Here is a 15911-nt window from a genome sequence, read left to right on the forward strand (position 1 = left end):
GAGCCGACCGACCGATGCGACCGACAGCGACCGACTGACTCTGGTGATTCGATGAGCGATGCACAACAGCCGACCGACGATGGCGGACCGGGAGACGACGACTTCGAGCCGATTCAGGTCTTTCCCGAGGCCGGGGAGATGGACCTCCGACCGGGGGCGGACAACTGCTACAAGTGCTCGACGTGCGATACCAACTGTCCTGTCGCCGAGGTCGACGACGAGTTTCCCGGCCCGAAGTTCCAGGGCCCCGAACAGTGGCGGCTCAAGCGCCAGGACGACCACGACATCGACGACTCGGTGATGAAGTGTTCGAACTGCATGCGCTGTGACAGCGCCTGTCCCTCGGAGGTGCCGCTCTCGCAGATGCACAACACCGCCCGCGCCGAGTACGTCGAAGAAAACATGAGCAAACTCTCGCGGGAGTACTGGCGCAACCGTATGCTCGCGAACTACCGCCGGCTCGCCCCGCTCGGGTCGATGTTCCCGCGGACGACGAACTTCGTGATGGGGCTGTCGGCGACGCAGTGGCTCGGCGAAAAGCTCCTCGGAATCACCGGCGAACGGGAGTTCCCCGAGTTCGCGACCGAGACCTTCCGGGAGTGGTGGACCAAACGAGGCGGTGCGCAGGTCCAGAACCCCGACAAGCGTATCGCCTACTTCCACGGCTGCTACGCCAACTACAACCCCCCCGAAGTGGCCAAGGCGCTGGTGCGGGTCTACGAACACTTCGGCTACGAGATCATGGTCCCCGACCAGCACTGCTCGGGGACGCCCATGTTCGCAAACGGGATGCTCGAGGACGCACGCCGGTCGGCCGAGACGAACGTACGCGAACTCGCCTGGGCCCTCGAAGACGGCGCTGACATCATCGCCTCTTGCAGTTCGTGTTCGATGTCGCTCCGCCAGGAGTACCCCGAACTGTTCGACTTCGAGGGCACGGAGGATGTCGCCGCAAACACCTGGGACGCCGTCGAGTACCTCCGTGTCCACGAGGATCTCGAGGCCGAACTCGAGGGTACCTCGGTCGGCGACGAGTTCGACGACTTCGCGTATCACGCACCGTGTCACGCCCGAAACCAGGGGCTGGACGGCCAGACGGTCGAAGTGCTTGAGGCAATCGACGGCATCGATGCCCACGACGTCGGTGACTCCTGTTCGGGGATCTCCGGCACCTACGGCTGGAAGGAAGAGAATTACGAAACCTCCATGAAAATCGGGGCAGAAATGTTCGAGCACATGGAAGACGCGGACGCGAAGGCTGGACTCACGGAGTGTCCGACCTGCTCGATGCAGATGGAACACGGCACCGGCTACGAGATTACCCACACACTCGAGGTGCTCGAGGCAGCGCTCGTCGGACCGGCAGCGGAGGCAGACGGCCAGTAATGGACTTACAGGAGCGAATCGCTCGCCGGCGGTCATCGCGACAGAGCGGGCGCATTATCGTCGACCGCGACCAGCTCAGTCCCGTCGTCCACCGGCCGGAGCCGGTGGGCCGTGGCCCCGTCTTAGAGCAACTGCTCGATGCGCTCGAACCGGTCTTCGACGACGAATTGCCGCCGCCGGTCGCGGTGGTCGGCCCGCCGGGATCGGGAACGTCCGCGATCGTGACCGCGCTGTTCGATGCGCTCAACGACCAGTTCAGCGGCTCGGCGCGGTCGATCGGCACGACGACGCGGGCCGGGGCTGCTGGCCCGATCACGTGGTTTGGGACCGTCGACGGTCGTCGTATCGAAAGCCCCTTTTCGTTTTATCGGGCCGTCCTCTCGCTGATCTCGAGCGAGCCGGTCCCCGAGAGCGGCATCGGGACCGAGGAACTGCGCACGCGGCTGTGCAACAGGCTCGACCGTCCCGATCGTCGCGTGATCGTCGCGATCGATCACCACGACGAACCCGAGACGCTCGACGTCGGGCGCGCTCGCGACCTCCTGACACCAGTCGACGCACACGTCGCGATCGTCCCGGTCGGCCAGCGCGAACCCGACGGGTGGGACGGTGCGACTGTCACCGTACCGGCCTACCGTGATCACGAACTCGTCGACGTGATCACCGACCGCGCCTCGACGGGGCTTGCAGCGGGCGCGCTCGATCACGGAGCCGTGCGCGAGCTGGCTGCCTGGGCCGATGGAAACGCTCACGACGCGCTCGCGGCGCTGTTCGGGGCTGCCGTCCTCGCACGCGAGGGGGACGCGGATCGAATCGAGCACAGCCACCTCGAGACTGCACGGGCCGACGTGCCCGAAAACGGTGTCCACGTCGGTCGCGCGCTGGCGCTTCCGGAAACGCGCCAGCAGGTGCTGGTGACGCTTACCGAGCTCGATGCAACCGACCGCCCGATTCGTGAAATTGCGACCGCGATCGCGGCTCGATCGTCGCTGACCGCCGGCACGGTCAAACGGTTTCTGTACGAACTCGCGGATCGCGGCGTCATCGAACGGGTACCGCTGTCGACGCCGGATCGCGGCAGCGGTCGCCAGCCGAGTACGGTCAGCCCACTGTTCCCGACGATTGCGTTCCAAGCGCTCACTGCGGCATCGATCCCGTCGGCCAACGGGATCGACAGAGCATAGGCCGACCGGCCGATACAATTCTTTTTGACCATGGGGCGAGAGGGTGCAATCACTACCAGCTGAGCTATGACGATCTCGTTCGCGGAAACGGCTGCCCCGACCGGGCTCGAGGTGTACGACTCGATCGAGCAACGCCGCCTCCAGATCGAGACCCCCGGCTCCGTCTCGTTCGACACCAGCGAGCCAGCACAGTTTTGCTTCCCGGTCGATCGGACCTGCCGGCTCGAGACCGACGAACTCGGGTTCAATCAGCTGTATTCCGTCACCGTCCACGACGCAGCCGGGCAGACGGAAGCGAGCTTCGACGCCAGCGAAACGGGTCGACTCGAGGATCGGACACAGTTCGTCGGATTGAGCGGCCCGATCAAGCTCTACTGTCGCATCGACGCACCAGGGACGATCGATATCGGGCTGACGTCGATCACGATCACGACCGACCGCGAGACGACGATCGAGCTCGGTGTCCGATCGCTGCATGACCAGCCGCGGGGAACGATCACCACGCCTCCCGATATCGACGCGATGATAGACGCCGTCTCTGCGCTCCCGTCCGCACTGAAGACCACCTCGCCCGAGCGAACGTGGCCGACGCTGCGTGGCCATCCGCCGTTGATCGAACTCGGCGACCGACTCGAGATCCCCGACACCGTCGGCCGGCCGGACGGCGACATCACGATTACCGTGCCGCGATCGTACGCCTCGCTGTATCAGGTCGCGCCGCTCGCGTTTTTCCTGGGTGCCACGATACAACCGGGTGACGAGCCGGCACTCGAGACGCCAGCGTTTACCCATCCGATCTCGGCTGGCCATGCGTTCGAAGACGAGGTCGCCAACCTCCTGAAGCGGTTTTTCTTCCTCGATTGCATCGTTCGGACTGAGGGGGTCTTCCAGTACGACCTCCTCGAGCGATCGATGCTGGAAGACGACCTTCCCTTTGACTTTGCGGCCACCTACGACTGCTCACTCGCCGAGCGCCTCGAGCAATATCTCGCGGTCCCTTTCGACGTTCTCGAACCACACATTCCGCGGTGGCCGCTGACCGCCCACGTTCCGTCCGAGCCGGACAGCGCAACGCTGCTGCCGTTCATCGTCAACGAACTTGGAATCGTTCGCGACACGGCGAGTCAACCACCCGAGTCGATCCCGAACACGGACGCGACGAGTTCTCAACTCGTCCGCTCGGCGACGACCGCACGCTCGTCTTCGCCGGGACCGGCCGAGTCGGAGTTCATCGTGCCGGCGGTAACGGACGAATCCGTTGAACACGCCTGGTTCGGTGACGGCGTGCCCCAGCAGGCCTCGAAAGCGACGCTCGAGGCGTACCAACATCAACTCCAGCACCGGGAACCCGTCGAATCGATCGAGCTTTTGCTCGTCTGTAACGACGCGCGCATGATAGACGAACACGACCTGCTTGACGGCAGCTACGGCAACCGGTCCGATCTTCCCTTCGAGATCGACTCGAAGTTCGGCGTCGACGCTGACCAGCTGGCGACCCTACTGACCGACGGCAGCTACGACTTCTTTCACTTCATCGGCCACGCGACCGAAGATGGCCTCCGCTGTCCCGACGGCGACCTCGACATCCGGACCCTCGAGTCCGTCGACGTGGGTGTCTTCTTCCTGAACGCCTGTCGCTCCTACGAACAGGGGCTCGCACTCACCCGGCGAGGCGCGTTCGGCGGTGTCAGCACGTACGCCGACGTCATCAACGAGCATGCAGTAACAGCCGGCGAGACCATGGCCAGACTGTTAAATCGCGGCTTCCCGCTTCGAGGGGCGCTCGAGATCGCTCGCGAGAATTCGATGCTGGGCAACCAGTATCTCATCGTCGGTGACGGGTCGGCAGACATTGCCCAATCCGATGGCGGCACACCGGGAATCATCGAACTCAAACACGGGGCGGACGACGCGTTCGAATTCGCGACACGGTCGTATTCGACTAAAGAGTTCAAACTCGGGAGCGCGACTGCTTCTACTCTCGAGTCCGTCGAGGATCGACATCTTACCCCCAGTTCCACACCGTTTTTCGAGGTCGACCGAACCGCACTCGAGGAGTATCTCACGTGGGTCGAACTGCCGGTGCTCGTCGATGGAACTCTCCACTGGAACGAGGGTATCGGATCGATTTCGATAGACTAACCCCCTCGTTTCTGACGAGGAGATAGACTCGAACGCTTAGTCGAATCTGCGATAGAAGGAGCGTCTATTCGGAACTAACTGCGCGTACCTGTTTAGGGACCGACCTGAGTCGTCATGCCTGCCGCAGCCGTGCCCGCCTGACTGAGCAGGACGAACAGGGTGAACAGGGCGCCGATCATTCGTGGGTTCTGTGCGAGGTAGTCCTTCATGCTGTCTGCTTCGGACATTGCATTCCAATGGTTGTCACCGATCGAAATAAAATTATCTTATACTTACATATATATGATTACATAATTGAGCGAAAAACGTGCATGGCACCACAATCGGCGGCTTGCGGCGGCTTCTCCGGTTATTATTGCTGGGTAGAATGAGTCGTACGGACTACTGAAGCCAGTGGGTGGGGCCGCGATCGCTACGGCCCCACCGGTAGATCGTTACAGCAGCCCGTCTCGGTGGCTACTTGTCCGCGCGTGTCACAAATCGCACCACTGCTCATCACACGCAACCTGCAATATCGATTACCCTGCAACAGACTTCGTCAGCTGAACACGATAACTGATCACAGTGTACAATAGCGGCGAGCGTGGTGTCGTTCCAATCGTAGCGCCGATCAAAAACAGCCACACGTCAAATCAAGATCGACGCTCGAGCCGCGACGCGAGCTGTCGCGGCCGGCCTTCCTCAGTGTGCTGATTCGGCCGTAACTGGCGCGAGCGCGTTGGTAGACGAGGTCTCCGTTCCGTTCTCCGACGCATCGGTACTTTCCGTGTCGGTCGATCCATCGTCAGTTTCGGTTCCGTCAGTCACACCGCTTGGCTGCGTTGTGACTTCCTCGAGCGAGACGTCGACGCTGTCGCCGTCCACCACTGCGGGCTCGGAGACAGCCGTCTCGCCGCTGTAGTAGGTTGGCTCGCCGTCGCCGGTCGCAACGACGCTGACGCTGTAGTTACCGGTCGCCTCGACGCTGCTGTTGGTGTAGCCGTCCTCGACGCTGCGTTCGTCGTTCGTCGCGTACGGCACCGTCAGTTCGAAGCTCCCGTCGGCCGCGAGATCGGCACGCTGCGTGTAGTTGAACGTCCGGCCGGAATTCGTCTCGAGTTCGGCCGTGGCAGCGACCGTGGCGTTGTCGGCGTTCGACACACTGTCGCCGATGGTGCCGCTGATCGTCGCACCCTCGACGCGCTCGAACGTTTTCACGGCGGCCGTGCTCTTGGCGTCGAAGACTTGGTAGTTCGGGCTGTTCCGGAGCTGGAGCAGCGTCTGCTGGGAGACGCGTCGGTTGACGACGACGGCGGGCTGTCCCTGTCCGGGTTGGACTGGCTGGCCGTTTTCGCCGATGTGGACGACCTGGCCGTCACTGACCTGTGCGTAGCTGACGAAAAAGGTCGTTCCCGGGTCAGTGTTCTCGTGAACGAGCCGGTAGTGTTCCATGTCTTCAGCGTCGTCGAAGTACAGCTTCGACGTCATCGTGTCGTCGTACGGCAGGTCACCGAAGACCTGGCCAACCTCATCGGCGCTGATCGGCTGGCCGCTGTAGTCCTCCGGCGTCACGTAATAGCCGTAGTCGGGACCGGTCCACTGGGTGATCGCCCCGAACTTGCCACCGGCCATCGCATAGTCGATCATCACGTAGCGGAGTTGCTCGTCCGAATTGTCGCCAGAGACCGCCTGCTGCAGTTCTTCGGTCGACCGATCGGCAACGGGTTCGCCGGCGGCGATTCCATCAAGGACCAGTTCGCCGCGGTCTTCGGATTCAGCGGTCAGGAACGCCGACGACGAGCGGGCGTTCTGCTGGAACGGGTTCGAGTGGGGAATCCGCTCGGCCTGCGTCGTTATCAGGTGGCCGTAGTCCCACCACGACATAACGCCGTAGGCACCCTCCGGATACTCGAAGTCACCATCACCCGGCGTGTAGGTGCCGTAGTAGTCGAGCTTGTCGGCGTTGTCCGCCCCACCGTAGTTCCCCGGCGCGGGCGTGTTCTCCTGCAGCCACTCGTTCGACGCCTCCCACGTCGTGGCGTCGGAGTTGGGGCCCGTCGCTTCGCCGACCTCCCACGCCGTTCCACCGGCCTGTGCGAGGGGCGGTAGGAGTGGCGCAAAGAGGAGCACGACCACGAGCACGACAGCAACCACCTGGTACGTCTCGAGGGATTTGACGGAGTTGAGGCCGCTCTCGAGGTCGAGATTGAACAGCTGGACGAGTTCCGCGACGAACGCCGCGTTGACGATCGCGACCGCGAGCACGAGGTAGTACATGAACCGCACCTGTGTCGCGGCCATGCTGATCAGGAACAGCGACCAGACGATGACGAGGGCGTGTTCGGCGCGGAACTTGCGGCCGAACAGCGGCCGGATCGCGAGGAACGCGAGGCCGGCGAGCATCGTGTAGAAGGCGCTGCCGAACTCCTGGAAGACGCGGTTGAAGAAGTCGTCCGGTGGCTGGGCCTCGACGACAGTGAGAGTTGCCTCGGACGGGTTCAGTGGTAGCAGCCGACTTGTGAGATTCCCAATTAGCGTGTTATAGAGACTCGGCACTGCAAGCCACATAACCAGCAATACGGCAACGGCGATACCACCTATCGCAACGGGATAGTATCGGCGTTCGATCCCCTGATTATTCCACTCTCGAGCAAGCCAAGCCATGAAGACACAGCCAGCCGCGACGAGGATCGCAGTGAGAGGTTGGAGATATCCGAAGTGCGTAACCCCGAGTCCTGGCTGCTCGATCAGCAACGTCGTCACAATCGCGGTCACGCCAAGGCTCACTGCGCCGACGAATGCGACGTGATCCGGTGAAACACCACGAACGTAGTCGAGGCAGAGCTGGACGGCGAAGAAGACGCCGAAGATACCGATCAGCAGGACTGCCGCTGGCCAGACCCAGATGTAGATCGCAAGGGCGAGTCCTGCGAGTCCGCTGTAGAGAGCCGGGGTGCGGAGAGCATCCCAGTCTCTGTCAGCGGCCAGTTCATAAATCGGTTTCTCGCGTTCACCCACAGTGACAGCAACCATCATCGCGACGACCGCAATTGCCATAAAGAGTGGTTCGACGGCTTGATGATCGAGTTGGCCGACCGTCGAGCGCGAGAGGAACTGCCCCGTCGAGAGCGCGATGACGAGTACTGAAACGAGTCCACCGAGCGTCCCGCCAAGTCGCCGACCCGCATAGAAGACGGGAACTGCAACGAGCGTGGCCATGACTGGAACCGCGAGCAACGAAACCGTGTATAGAGTTTGCTGGGATGGATCTCCGAGGCCAACGATCATCGCCGCCGTAACGATAAGCTGGTCGTACAGCGTCCCGAACTGGCCGACATATTGTCCAGTCGGGAATCCGGTCCAGATCTCGTACGGCATCGTGTGCGGATAGTTCTCGGCCGTCCAGTTGATCGTCCGCCAGTGATACCACGAGTCGATACCCGCAAAAGCAGGCGTGCCGTCATCGGTGACGAATCGATCGTACGACTGGGTCCGCACCCAGAGCATAAACAGCATCACGACCCCGAGCACGGGGAGGTGATACCAGTTTCGCCACGACTCGAGGAGAGAGGTGTCGGTCCCCTCCTCGACGTGTTCGGTGTCTGTACTCATTAGGTTGCACCAGACCCAAGTCAAGAATAAGCCTTGTCATCTATTGGCCAGTTCTTAACTGGTCACATCCCAAAATAGCTCGTGTCGGCCAAGAAAAAGATAGGTTATTAATAAGGAGACGGCCGACATGTTAGGCGCGATCCGGCACGCGCTCGCTGGCGAGGCGCTCCTGGTTACAAGCCTGGCACGCAGACGCGTAGCTTTTTTCGTTCAGATATCAATGGTACTTCGATTTAATCCAAGGTGTGAGTGCAGACTGTTTAGATCGCGATATTGTTTCGGACAGTCGTCCGAAATCGGTTGGAGATACCAATTAGTACCAAAAAGTACACTGTCGCACCTCCACCGACGAGAAGGAGTGCAGTCAGTATCGGCCCAGCAGGCGTCTGGACGACGACAGGTTCACCGAGCCACACGACGCACCCCATGACAACAGCAGCGATTAACTGATTGGCAAACTCCCGGAGCGGAAGGTCGAATTCGATGAACGAACGGAGTGCCCGAAACGACAGAATAAGTCCGATGCAGGCTGCAGTCCCGGTTGCCACAGCGGCACCGAGCCACCCAAACAGGGATACGAAGACGACGTTCAACACAAGGTTGGCTGTGACGAAGACAAGGTTAACGCGGAAGGCGACTTCAGGGTGGTTGAGCGCATCTAGAGTGCTAATAAATTGTGCTTCGTAAGCGTAGATGAGTCGTGCAGCCACCAGTATGACTAGTACCGTGCTCGCACGTTGAAACTCGCTCCCGTAGATTCGTAGCACATGTTCACCCACAACAAGCACACCCAATAGTCCGGGAATGAGAAACAGTCCAAGGTACGCCAGTCCATCAGTCACAAGATTGCTCACCGCGTCGTGTTCGTCGTTGCTTGTATGGTTGCTTATTGTAGGAAACAACGTCTGTACAATTGCGGTTGCAAAAATCGCCAACAGTGAAGCGAGGTTCCAAGCGATCTCGTAATAGCCGATGAGGTTCGTGCCAACAAACGCGCCCAGAACCACGGTATCCATCGCAGAGAACGAACGCTCTTCGAGACCCGAGAGCCAAGAGTAACGGGTGAATCCCAATACGTTCTCGAAATGCTTGCGATCCGGGAGTCGCGGGCGAATAGAGACGAGAGTGACACCAACTGCCGTGGCGACAATCGCACCGGCCACATACCCCCAGACGAGACCAGCGACACCGCCACCCAAGAGTGACAGAAAGACCACGCCGAGCTGGACACTGCTCCGGATGACCCGATCAATGGGCCTCAGAAGGGAGGCAACATGGACCTTCTGTTCGCCGTGGAGCGTTGAGATCACGAACGAAAACGCCAGTAGGACGCCGAGCGTGAGTATCATCAGCGCGGCTCCCTGAAAGGACAGGTACTTGTTGAGAGGGTCACGGACCGCGATCAGCCCCAGAGAAACGAAGACGAACGCGACTGTTTGGACGATCAGTCCGGCACCCAGATCACGGCTACTGTCTCCGTCCTCGCTCACCCGTTTGTTAATCGCGTAGTGTAGACCGGACCCGAACCCGGTTTTCAGCCACGTTAACACGGCGATAAATAGCGAGTATGCTCCCAGCATCGCGCTGCCGAGTTCTTGGGCGATGTATAGAGTGGCAACGAAGCCAGCAACCGATGCTAGCAGTGTTGACCCAAATTTGATCACCGAAGTCTGTCCTAGCCGCACATCCACCCAACTTCCCCCCACCGAAATAAGCGTCCTGAAAACTAGCCGATCCGGCGCATCAGCATCCGCAGTCGGTGAGAGATATCCGACATCTCAAAGCAGAGGACCGACGCCGGCTGGCATCCGTCAATCCGTGGCAGTCGGTAGGCATCACGATCCAACCCGATCAACGACGGCTCTGAAGCGACCGCGATATCGTGTGTTTCAGCGACGATCCTCGCGGCCGTGTCGTCGAACTTCCCGTACGGATAGGCGAACCGATCAACCGTCACACCGAACCGATCTTCGATAGCCTGTTTTCCGCCGACGATTTCCTCTCTACGCTGGTTTTCGTCAGTAACTGTCTTTAGATTCGGATGAGTGGACGTGTGATTTCCCAGCGCGAACAGCGGATCGTCAGCGAGGGCCTGTATCTGTGAGTCAGACATGATGACGTTGTGTGCTCCATCGTCCATGTCATGTCGCTCACGGAGACGGCTCAAATTATCATCATTGATGTAAGTAGGACAGCAAAACACCGTCGCTGGCGCGCCGAACTCTCTAAGAATCGGAACCGCGTTCTCGAAGACGTTTCGAAATCCATCATCGAAGGTGATCGCGACTCGTTTCGTGGCCGTGTTCGGCTCCGCCACAAGCCGTTTCAGATCCACGATCTCGAACCGGGAATTGAGCGCCCGGATCTGCTCGCGAAAAATATCTGTCGGCAGATCCCAACGGTAATCAGTTCCTGGTACGCCACCAACAGAATGATACAACAGAATGGCATCAAGTCGGGTTCCGAACGACGAACTGGCATGAGTCCACCGATCGATGGCAGCGAGCGCTCGCCACGGTACCGGACGCAATTCCGGCCAGTTATGAGTCGATGTGCCCAATAATGCCAGCACAATATGATATTCTCTCGGAATAGTCATAACTCTTCCGCAGATTCGCTAAAGTGCGCGAAACGCCTTCGGAGTTCACAAACTACACCATTACAGAGTTTGTGGCTTTGCCTGGCTATGAACAGTATAGCGGATCACCGTGACCGCTTTGCTCGTAAAAGAGAAAATTCGGATACCGATCAAAATCACTATCTTGTGTCCTAGCACAAACCAAACAATGTAAATGGGTTACCGGTATATCGAAGCACATGAATATTGTCGTCGTGGTAATCGACGCACTTCGTGCCTCAGATGTGGGGTGTTTGGGACGAGACGCTGAGACAACGCCACATATTGACTCGCTGGCCGACAACTCCATGGTGTTTGAACGAGCGTTTTCGGTCTCGAACTACACGGATGTCTGTATGTCGACAATCCTCTCGGGAAAGCCGCCCAGAGAGCATGGTGTCACCCATCATGGTACCGCCCATACCGAGGAAAACCTCGCACGGATCGAACAGCGCGCACCACAATTCTTGCCGGAAATTCTTCACGATCACGGCTACAACACCATCGGTGTCGACTGGATGGGGCGCTGGCACGAATGGGGATACGACAACTACGGCGTTGATGGCGGCGGGCAGGACGCCGATTCTGGAACCGATTCCATTTCAGAAGCAATCTTCGACCGTATTACCGATACTGTAGTAGATCTCCCGGAACCGCTGCTGTTTCCGATTATGAAGCAGTACTACCGCCGAGTAGGATACAATGATTTCCGGGTCAACTGTGAGGAACTTACTGATATCGCTATTGATCGAATCGACGACAGTGACAGTCCCACCTTTACCCTGCTTCATTACTGGGACGTCCATCCTCCCTATCTCCCGCCCGAAAAATACGAATCTCAGTTTACCGGTGAGGATCGTCCGGACGAGTCTCTCGAGAAGTATTTTGGTACCGAAGCCAAAGGCCCTATGTCAGCTGCTTATCAGACCTATGCAACTGGAAAGCACACGACGATGTCCGAGAGTAAAGCAGCTTACGACGGAGCTATCAAATGGGTTGACGAGCAGTTCGGTCGCCTCGTCACGTATCTTCGAGAGACCAACAAACTCGATGAAACAATGATCGTCGTCACCGCTGATCACGGCCACAACTTTGGCGAACACGGTATCTTCTCCGATAACACTGGATTATATGACACCTCCGTTCACGTTCCGCTAATCATCCACGACCCGCGTCGTGACCATCGACGCGTAGACGGCCTCGTCCAGCACACCGATATCGTCCCGACGATTCTCGACTTCGCTGGAATCGAAGCGCCGACCGATCTCCGGGGCAATGTGTTACCTGACACTCGAGAGTTCGCTTTCGCCGAGGCTATCGAACACCGAATGCAGATGGTCCGTACCGATGACTGGAAGCTTATCATCCCTAGGGATCTGGACTACCTCCGACATCAGTACTGGTACGACGGTGACGGTGAGACCGAACTCTACGATCTCACTGAGGATCCAGACGAGACGAAGAACATCGCCAACGAACATCCTGATGTGATCTCTAGGCTCACCAACATGCTCGAAGCAGAATTGGAAACGCAGGAGCGAATCGTAGAAGAAGCCACTGACCGATCGGCCGCCATCAACGATAACGACATGGACGAGATCAAATCGCGGCTGAACGCGCTGGGATACGCAGACGACGACAATGTCTAACTGATCGCCTCAAGCGCCTCTATATACGCTGCCGAACTCCGTTCTCTCGTGAACTCTGTAGCACTGGCAGGTTCGAAATTGAACTCGCCGTTCACAAGTCGGGTAATAGCTTTATGTATCTCTTCTGTGTTCTCCGGATGGGCTACAATTCCTAATCCATAGTCACGAATTACTTCTGCTACGCGAAAGTTCGGATCAACAAGTGCTAAAATCGGCTGTCTAGCACCGATATAATCGTACAGCTTTGAAGGGAGATTATTGCTATTGCGAGGATCAGTTCCACCGACGTATAGCAACGCGTCAGATCCCTTTAACACGCCAACGATTTCTTCGTGAGGCACGAACGAGTGTGTCTGAACGTAGTCACCGATACCCTCCTCCGATACGGCGTGCTGGTAGTCGCTGTCCCAGTCGCCATAGAAATGGGCCTGTATATTCGGATTATTGGCTCCTTCGATATACGCGTCCAGTCCTCGGAGAAATCCGTAAGGTTCGATCCAGCCGTCGTAGAACGAGCCAGCGTACGTGATTGTAAATGGTTCGAACGATTCGGGTGTGATCGCGTTGAATTTCTCAGCTTCAAACCCGATTGGAGGGAGCTGTTCGACGTTGGAGACATCGGAGTAGGTATCGATGAAGTAGTCATCAGCGATCTGAATACCGTCGTACCAGACGACTTTGTCGGCATGGGTTATGATGTAGCTCTCGAGTTGTTTTCTAATTCGTGCCGCCGGCGACCCGAGGTTGACGTCCGGATTCTCGACTAGCGGGTCACGGAACTCCGCCAGCCACGGCGTGCCCGTGACTCGACCTGCGATACCGCCAGCTATCTGCAGGTGTGGTGGATTACTTACGGAGTTGATAACATCTGCGTCTCTGGCCTTTCGAACAACAGTACGCATTCCGATCGGCAACTCGGTTAGCGACGGCTCAACATACCCGACCTCAAGCTGCCAGCCGCGTTCTGCGAGCAGCTTCTTCCGGGTTTTAAATTTCTCCGCTCGACCAGTATTCTCGTTAAGTCGGCGGTTTGAGACTAATAATACCGTCCGGTCGGGCTCGCTCTCGGTCATTCCTCGTGACATCCGAGCATCGCAAGGCACTCTTTGATTTCTTTGATTCTATCGCGTAACGTATTGACCTCATCTCGAATGTGATCGAGTTCATTGGGATTGATGGAGGAAAGCGCGTCGGCGGCAAGATTATCCAGATGTGGCGCCACTGGTCGTTTGAATCCGCGCCAGCCTACGTGATCAGCGCAAAGAGAATCAACAGTAACGAGAACAATATCTGTCATATTTCATCGATAGGGGTCTAGATACGAGTGTTTTTCTATACACGGGGATGATCCGTTCTGTCGAGCGGAATAACCTCGATAGCTCGCCGATAGTCGTCCGCAATTGTATTCCAACTAAATTTCCGTACGTATTGTTGAAGGGCCTCTCCTCTAGTACCGTCGCTAGCGCGCTCTACCGCTGCCCTAATCGACGCTGGCTCGGTCGAGCAGTACTCGACGAGACCGCCGAACCGCGATTCAGCACGCCCGGCTCGCTGGACGACATTCAAGCCGGCGGCCCCGTATTCGAGTATTTTCAGCGTATACGGATCATCGACCAGTGAAACACCAACGTCTGCGAAGTGAAGATATCCCGGCACTTCCTTATGAGGGACCGTTCCCAGAAACCGAATCGATTCCGAGTCCGCGGCTTCGCGCTCGACTGAGGGTTCCAGCGATCCGGCCCCGATCACGAGCAGCGTCCAGTCGTCGAGTTCGTCAGCGGCTTCAAGCAGTGCTTCGATTTCGTACATGGGCTCGAGACCGCCGATGTAGACGGCTAGTTTGTTTGGCACGGTTCCGAGTCGCTCGCGTGTGCGCTCTACGACGGCCGGATCTGGATCGGCGAACCGCTCGTATTCGACGCCGAGGTCGGTCTTCGAAGTCGCAGTCGCGCGTCCGTCTAGTCGCGATTCCTCCTCAGGATAGACGTAGAGAACATGTGCTGCGAGCCGGAAAGCGAGGTGTTCCAAGCGGCGAACGGTCCTGACAACGGCGTCAGGCTCGGTGGCCCGCAACTGCCTGATCGGATCGATATGGTCGACGACGAGCGGAACGCCGTGAACACGGGACACCACCACGCCGGCAATCGCACCAAGTCGTGTGGTGCCGACGACGATGTCGAATCGGCCGCGGTCACGGAGTGATCGGGCGATCGTGCGGGCTGTCGTCCCCCGGAGAGTCACGTCGTGTCCGGCGGTTTCAAGATGGTCAGCGATGCGCTCGCGGCCGACGCTGATCTCGTCGGGCTTGTCAGGCGTCAGCCAAAGAATCCTCAGATCAGTCATACGTCTGGACTCTGGATCGAGTTGTACTTGTTCGCGCCGTACAGGTAGCCAATGCCGACGGTGGCCGTGAATATGAACAGCATCAGAAGCTGTATGAGTTGATCCGAATCCGGAGACAGAACGACCTCACGGAGACGTCCAGGAACGTATTCTGTGAGTAGTCGGCCCAAGAACGCCGATTCCTCGCCGGTCGATTCGGGTACCAGAAATTCCATGCCGCGCTTCGAATATCCTTGCCAGAACGCCCTGTCCAACAACCAAAAGAAGTCTGTCCGGTAATCGAACACCTTGTGGGCGACTTCAGCCTCGGGAACGTACCAGACGCCGCGGCCGTACTTCGCCCGCATTCGCGCACATAATTCCGTCTCGCCACCCTGAAGATTCTCGTCGCCCTGCCGACCCCCGATATCAGTGTCGAACCCACCCAACTCGAGAAACACATCACGCCGAAACGAGATGTTCGAGCCGAAAGTATTGCGTACCTCGCCGGGTCCGTCTGTGAATCCTCTGTGTGTCACGCCGACGAGCCAGTAGAATTCTTCAGGAAGAAACGCCGGTTTGCCTGCAACCCACTCGGGAATCATCTTCCCGCCGACCGCGATCGCATTGTGAGTCTCATAAGCCTCAACAAGCAGCATGATCCAGTCGTCACTTGCGACCGCGTCGTCGTCAATGAAGGCAACAACATCTCCGGTCGCCAACTCTGCGCCCGTGTTGCGGCTCGCTAACAACCCAACGTTCTCGTCGTTACAGTGGAGCACGACATCGTCACGACTGCCGTACTCGTCTTTCACATGGCGATACAATTCGTCGTCCCCGTCGACGACGACGACGAGTTCGACGTCTTCGTACGACTGCTCGAGCACGCTCTCAGCTGCTTCCCGGAAGTGATCATACATGTCCGGTGAGTACGTACAGAGGACGACGGAGACCCGCATTAGCAACCGATAACCATGATAGAGATAAAGACGTTTCGTGATATTTGCGATCGAATGGTAG

At 58.4% G+C, this 15911-nt stretch carries 12 protein-coding genes; 4 read left to right on the top strand and 8 right to left on the bottom strand.

Features of this window, described 5'->3' with window-relative positions; all coding sequences use genetic code 11:
• The first annotated feature begins 51 nt into the window (after positions 1-51).
• From C476_RS14480 to C476_RS14490, 3 genes are all read left to right on the top strand, one after another.
• Positions 52-1386, top strand: a complete 1335-nt coding sequence (locus tag C476_RS14480) for an anaerobic glycerol-3-phosphate dehydrogenase subunit C (RefSeq protein ID WP_008014250.1) — start codon at positions 52-54, stop codon at positions 1384-1386.
• Positions 1386-2570 (top strand): Cdc6/Cdc18 family protein, encoded by a 1185-nt coding sequence (locus tag C476_RS14485; protein ID WP_008014251.1) that lies wholly within the window; start codon positions 1386-1388, stop codon positions 2568-2570. Before C476_RS14480 ends, C476_RS14485 begins: the two co-directional genes overlap by 1 nt.
• 66 nt (positions 2571-2636) lie before the next feature.
• Positions 2637-4712, top strand: a complete 2076-nt coding sequence (locus C476_RS14490; protein WP_008014252.1) for a hypothetical protein — start codon at positions 2637-2639, stop codon at positions 4710-4712.
• Between the two features lie 92 nt (positions 4713-4804).
• Here the strand turns inward: C476_RS14490 and C476_RS19685 are convergent, their stop codons facing one another.
• From C476_RS19685 to C476_RS17925, 4 genes are all read right to left on the bottom strand, one after another.
• Positions 4805-4939 (bottom strand): DUF7503 family protein, encoded by a 135-nt coding sequence (locus C476_RS19685; RefSeq protein WP_008014253.1) that lies wholly within the window; start codon positions 4937-4939, stop codon positions 4805-4807.
• Between the two features lie 454 nt (positions 4940-5393).
• Positions 5394-8303 (bottom strand): oligosaccharyl transferase, archaeosortase A system-associated, encoded by a 2910-nt coding sequence (locus C476_RS14495; protein WP_008014254.1) that lies wholly within the window; start codon positions 8301-8303, stop codon positions 5394-5396.
• A gap of 260 nt (positions 8304-8563) precedes the next feature.
• The gene (locus C476_RS14500) at positions 8564-9988 is read right to left on the bottom strand and encodes an oligosaccharide flippase family protein (RefSeq protein WP_160162902.1); all 1425 of its coding nucleotides are present in this window, start codon (positions 9986-9988) and stop codon (positions 8564-8566) included.
• A 41-nt stretch (positions 9989-10029) separates the two neighbouring features.
• A complete protein-coding gene (locus C476_RS17925; RefSeq protein WP_083857069.1) occupies positions 10030-10902 on the bottom strand; it encodes a polysaccharide deacetylase family protein in 873 nt (290 codons plus the stop codon).
• Between the two features lie 218 nt (positions 10903-11120).
• On the opposite strand from C476_RS17925, the gene C476_RS17930 reads away from it, so the two are divergent.
• A complete protein-coding gene (locus C476_RS17930; RefSeq protein ID WP_083857070.1) occupies positions 11121-12569 on the top strand; it encodes a sulfatase family protein in 1449 nt (482 codons plus the stop codon).
• On the opposite strand, the gene C476_RS14520 is transcribed toward C476_RS17930, so the two are convergent.
• From C476_RS14520 to aglG, 4 genes are read right to left on the bottom strand one after another with little or no spacing between them, the layout of a single operon-like run.
• Positions 12566-13642, bottom strand: coding sequence for a glycosyltransferase (locus C476_RS14520; RefSeq protein ID WP_008014262.1), 1077 nt, complete (start codon positions 13640-13642; stop codon positions 12566-12568). The two genes, C476_RS17930 and C476_RS14520, sit on opposite strands and share 4 nt — an antisense overlap.
• Positions 13639-13866: a hypothetical protein gene (locus C476_RS18435; protein ID WP_152418220.1), complete on the bottom strand. Its 228-nt coding sequence runs from the start codon at positions 13864-13866 to the stop codon at positions 13639-13641. Before C476_RS18435 ends, C476_RS14520 begins: the two co-directional genes overlap by 4 nt.
• Before the next feature lie 35 nt (positions 13867-13901).
• Positions 13902-14912: a glycosyltransferase gene (locus C476_RS14525; RefSeq protein WP_008014264.1), complete on the bottom strand. Its 1011-nt coding sequence runs from the start codon at positions 14910-14912 to the stop codon at positions 13902-13904.
• Entirely contained in the window at positions 14909-15850 is a 942-nt protein-coding gene (gene aglG, locus C476_RS14530; protein WP_008014266.1) for a glucosyl-dolichyl phosphate glucuronosyltransferase, read from the bottom strand. The genes C476_RS14525 and aglG overlap by 4 nt, the downstream gene beginning before the upstream one ends.
• Between the last annotated feature and the right edge of the window lie 61 nt (positions 15851-15911).

It is taken from the genome of Natrinema limicola JCM 13563, assembly GCF_000337475.1.
Taxonomy (GTDB): Archaea; Halobacteriota; Halobacteria; order Halobacteriales; family Natrialbaceae; genus Natrinema; species Natrinema limicola.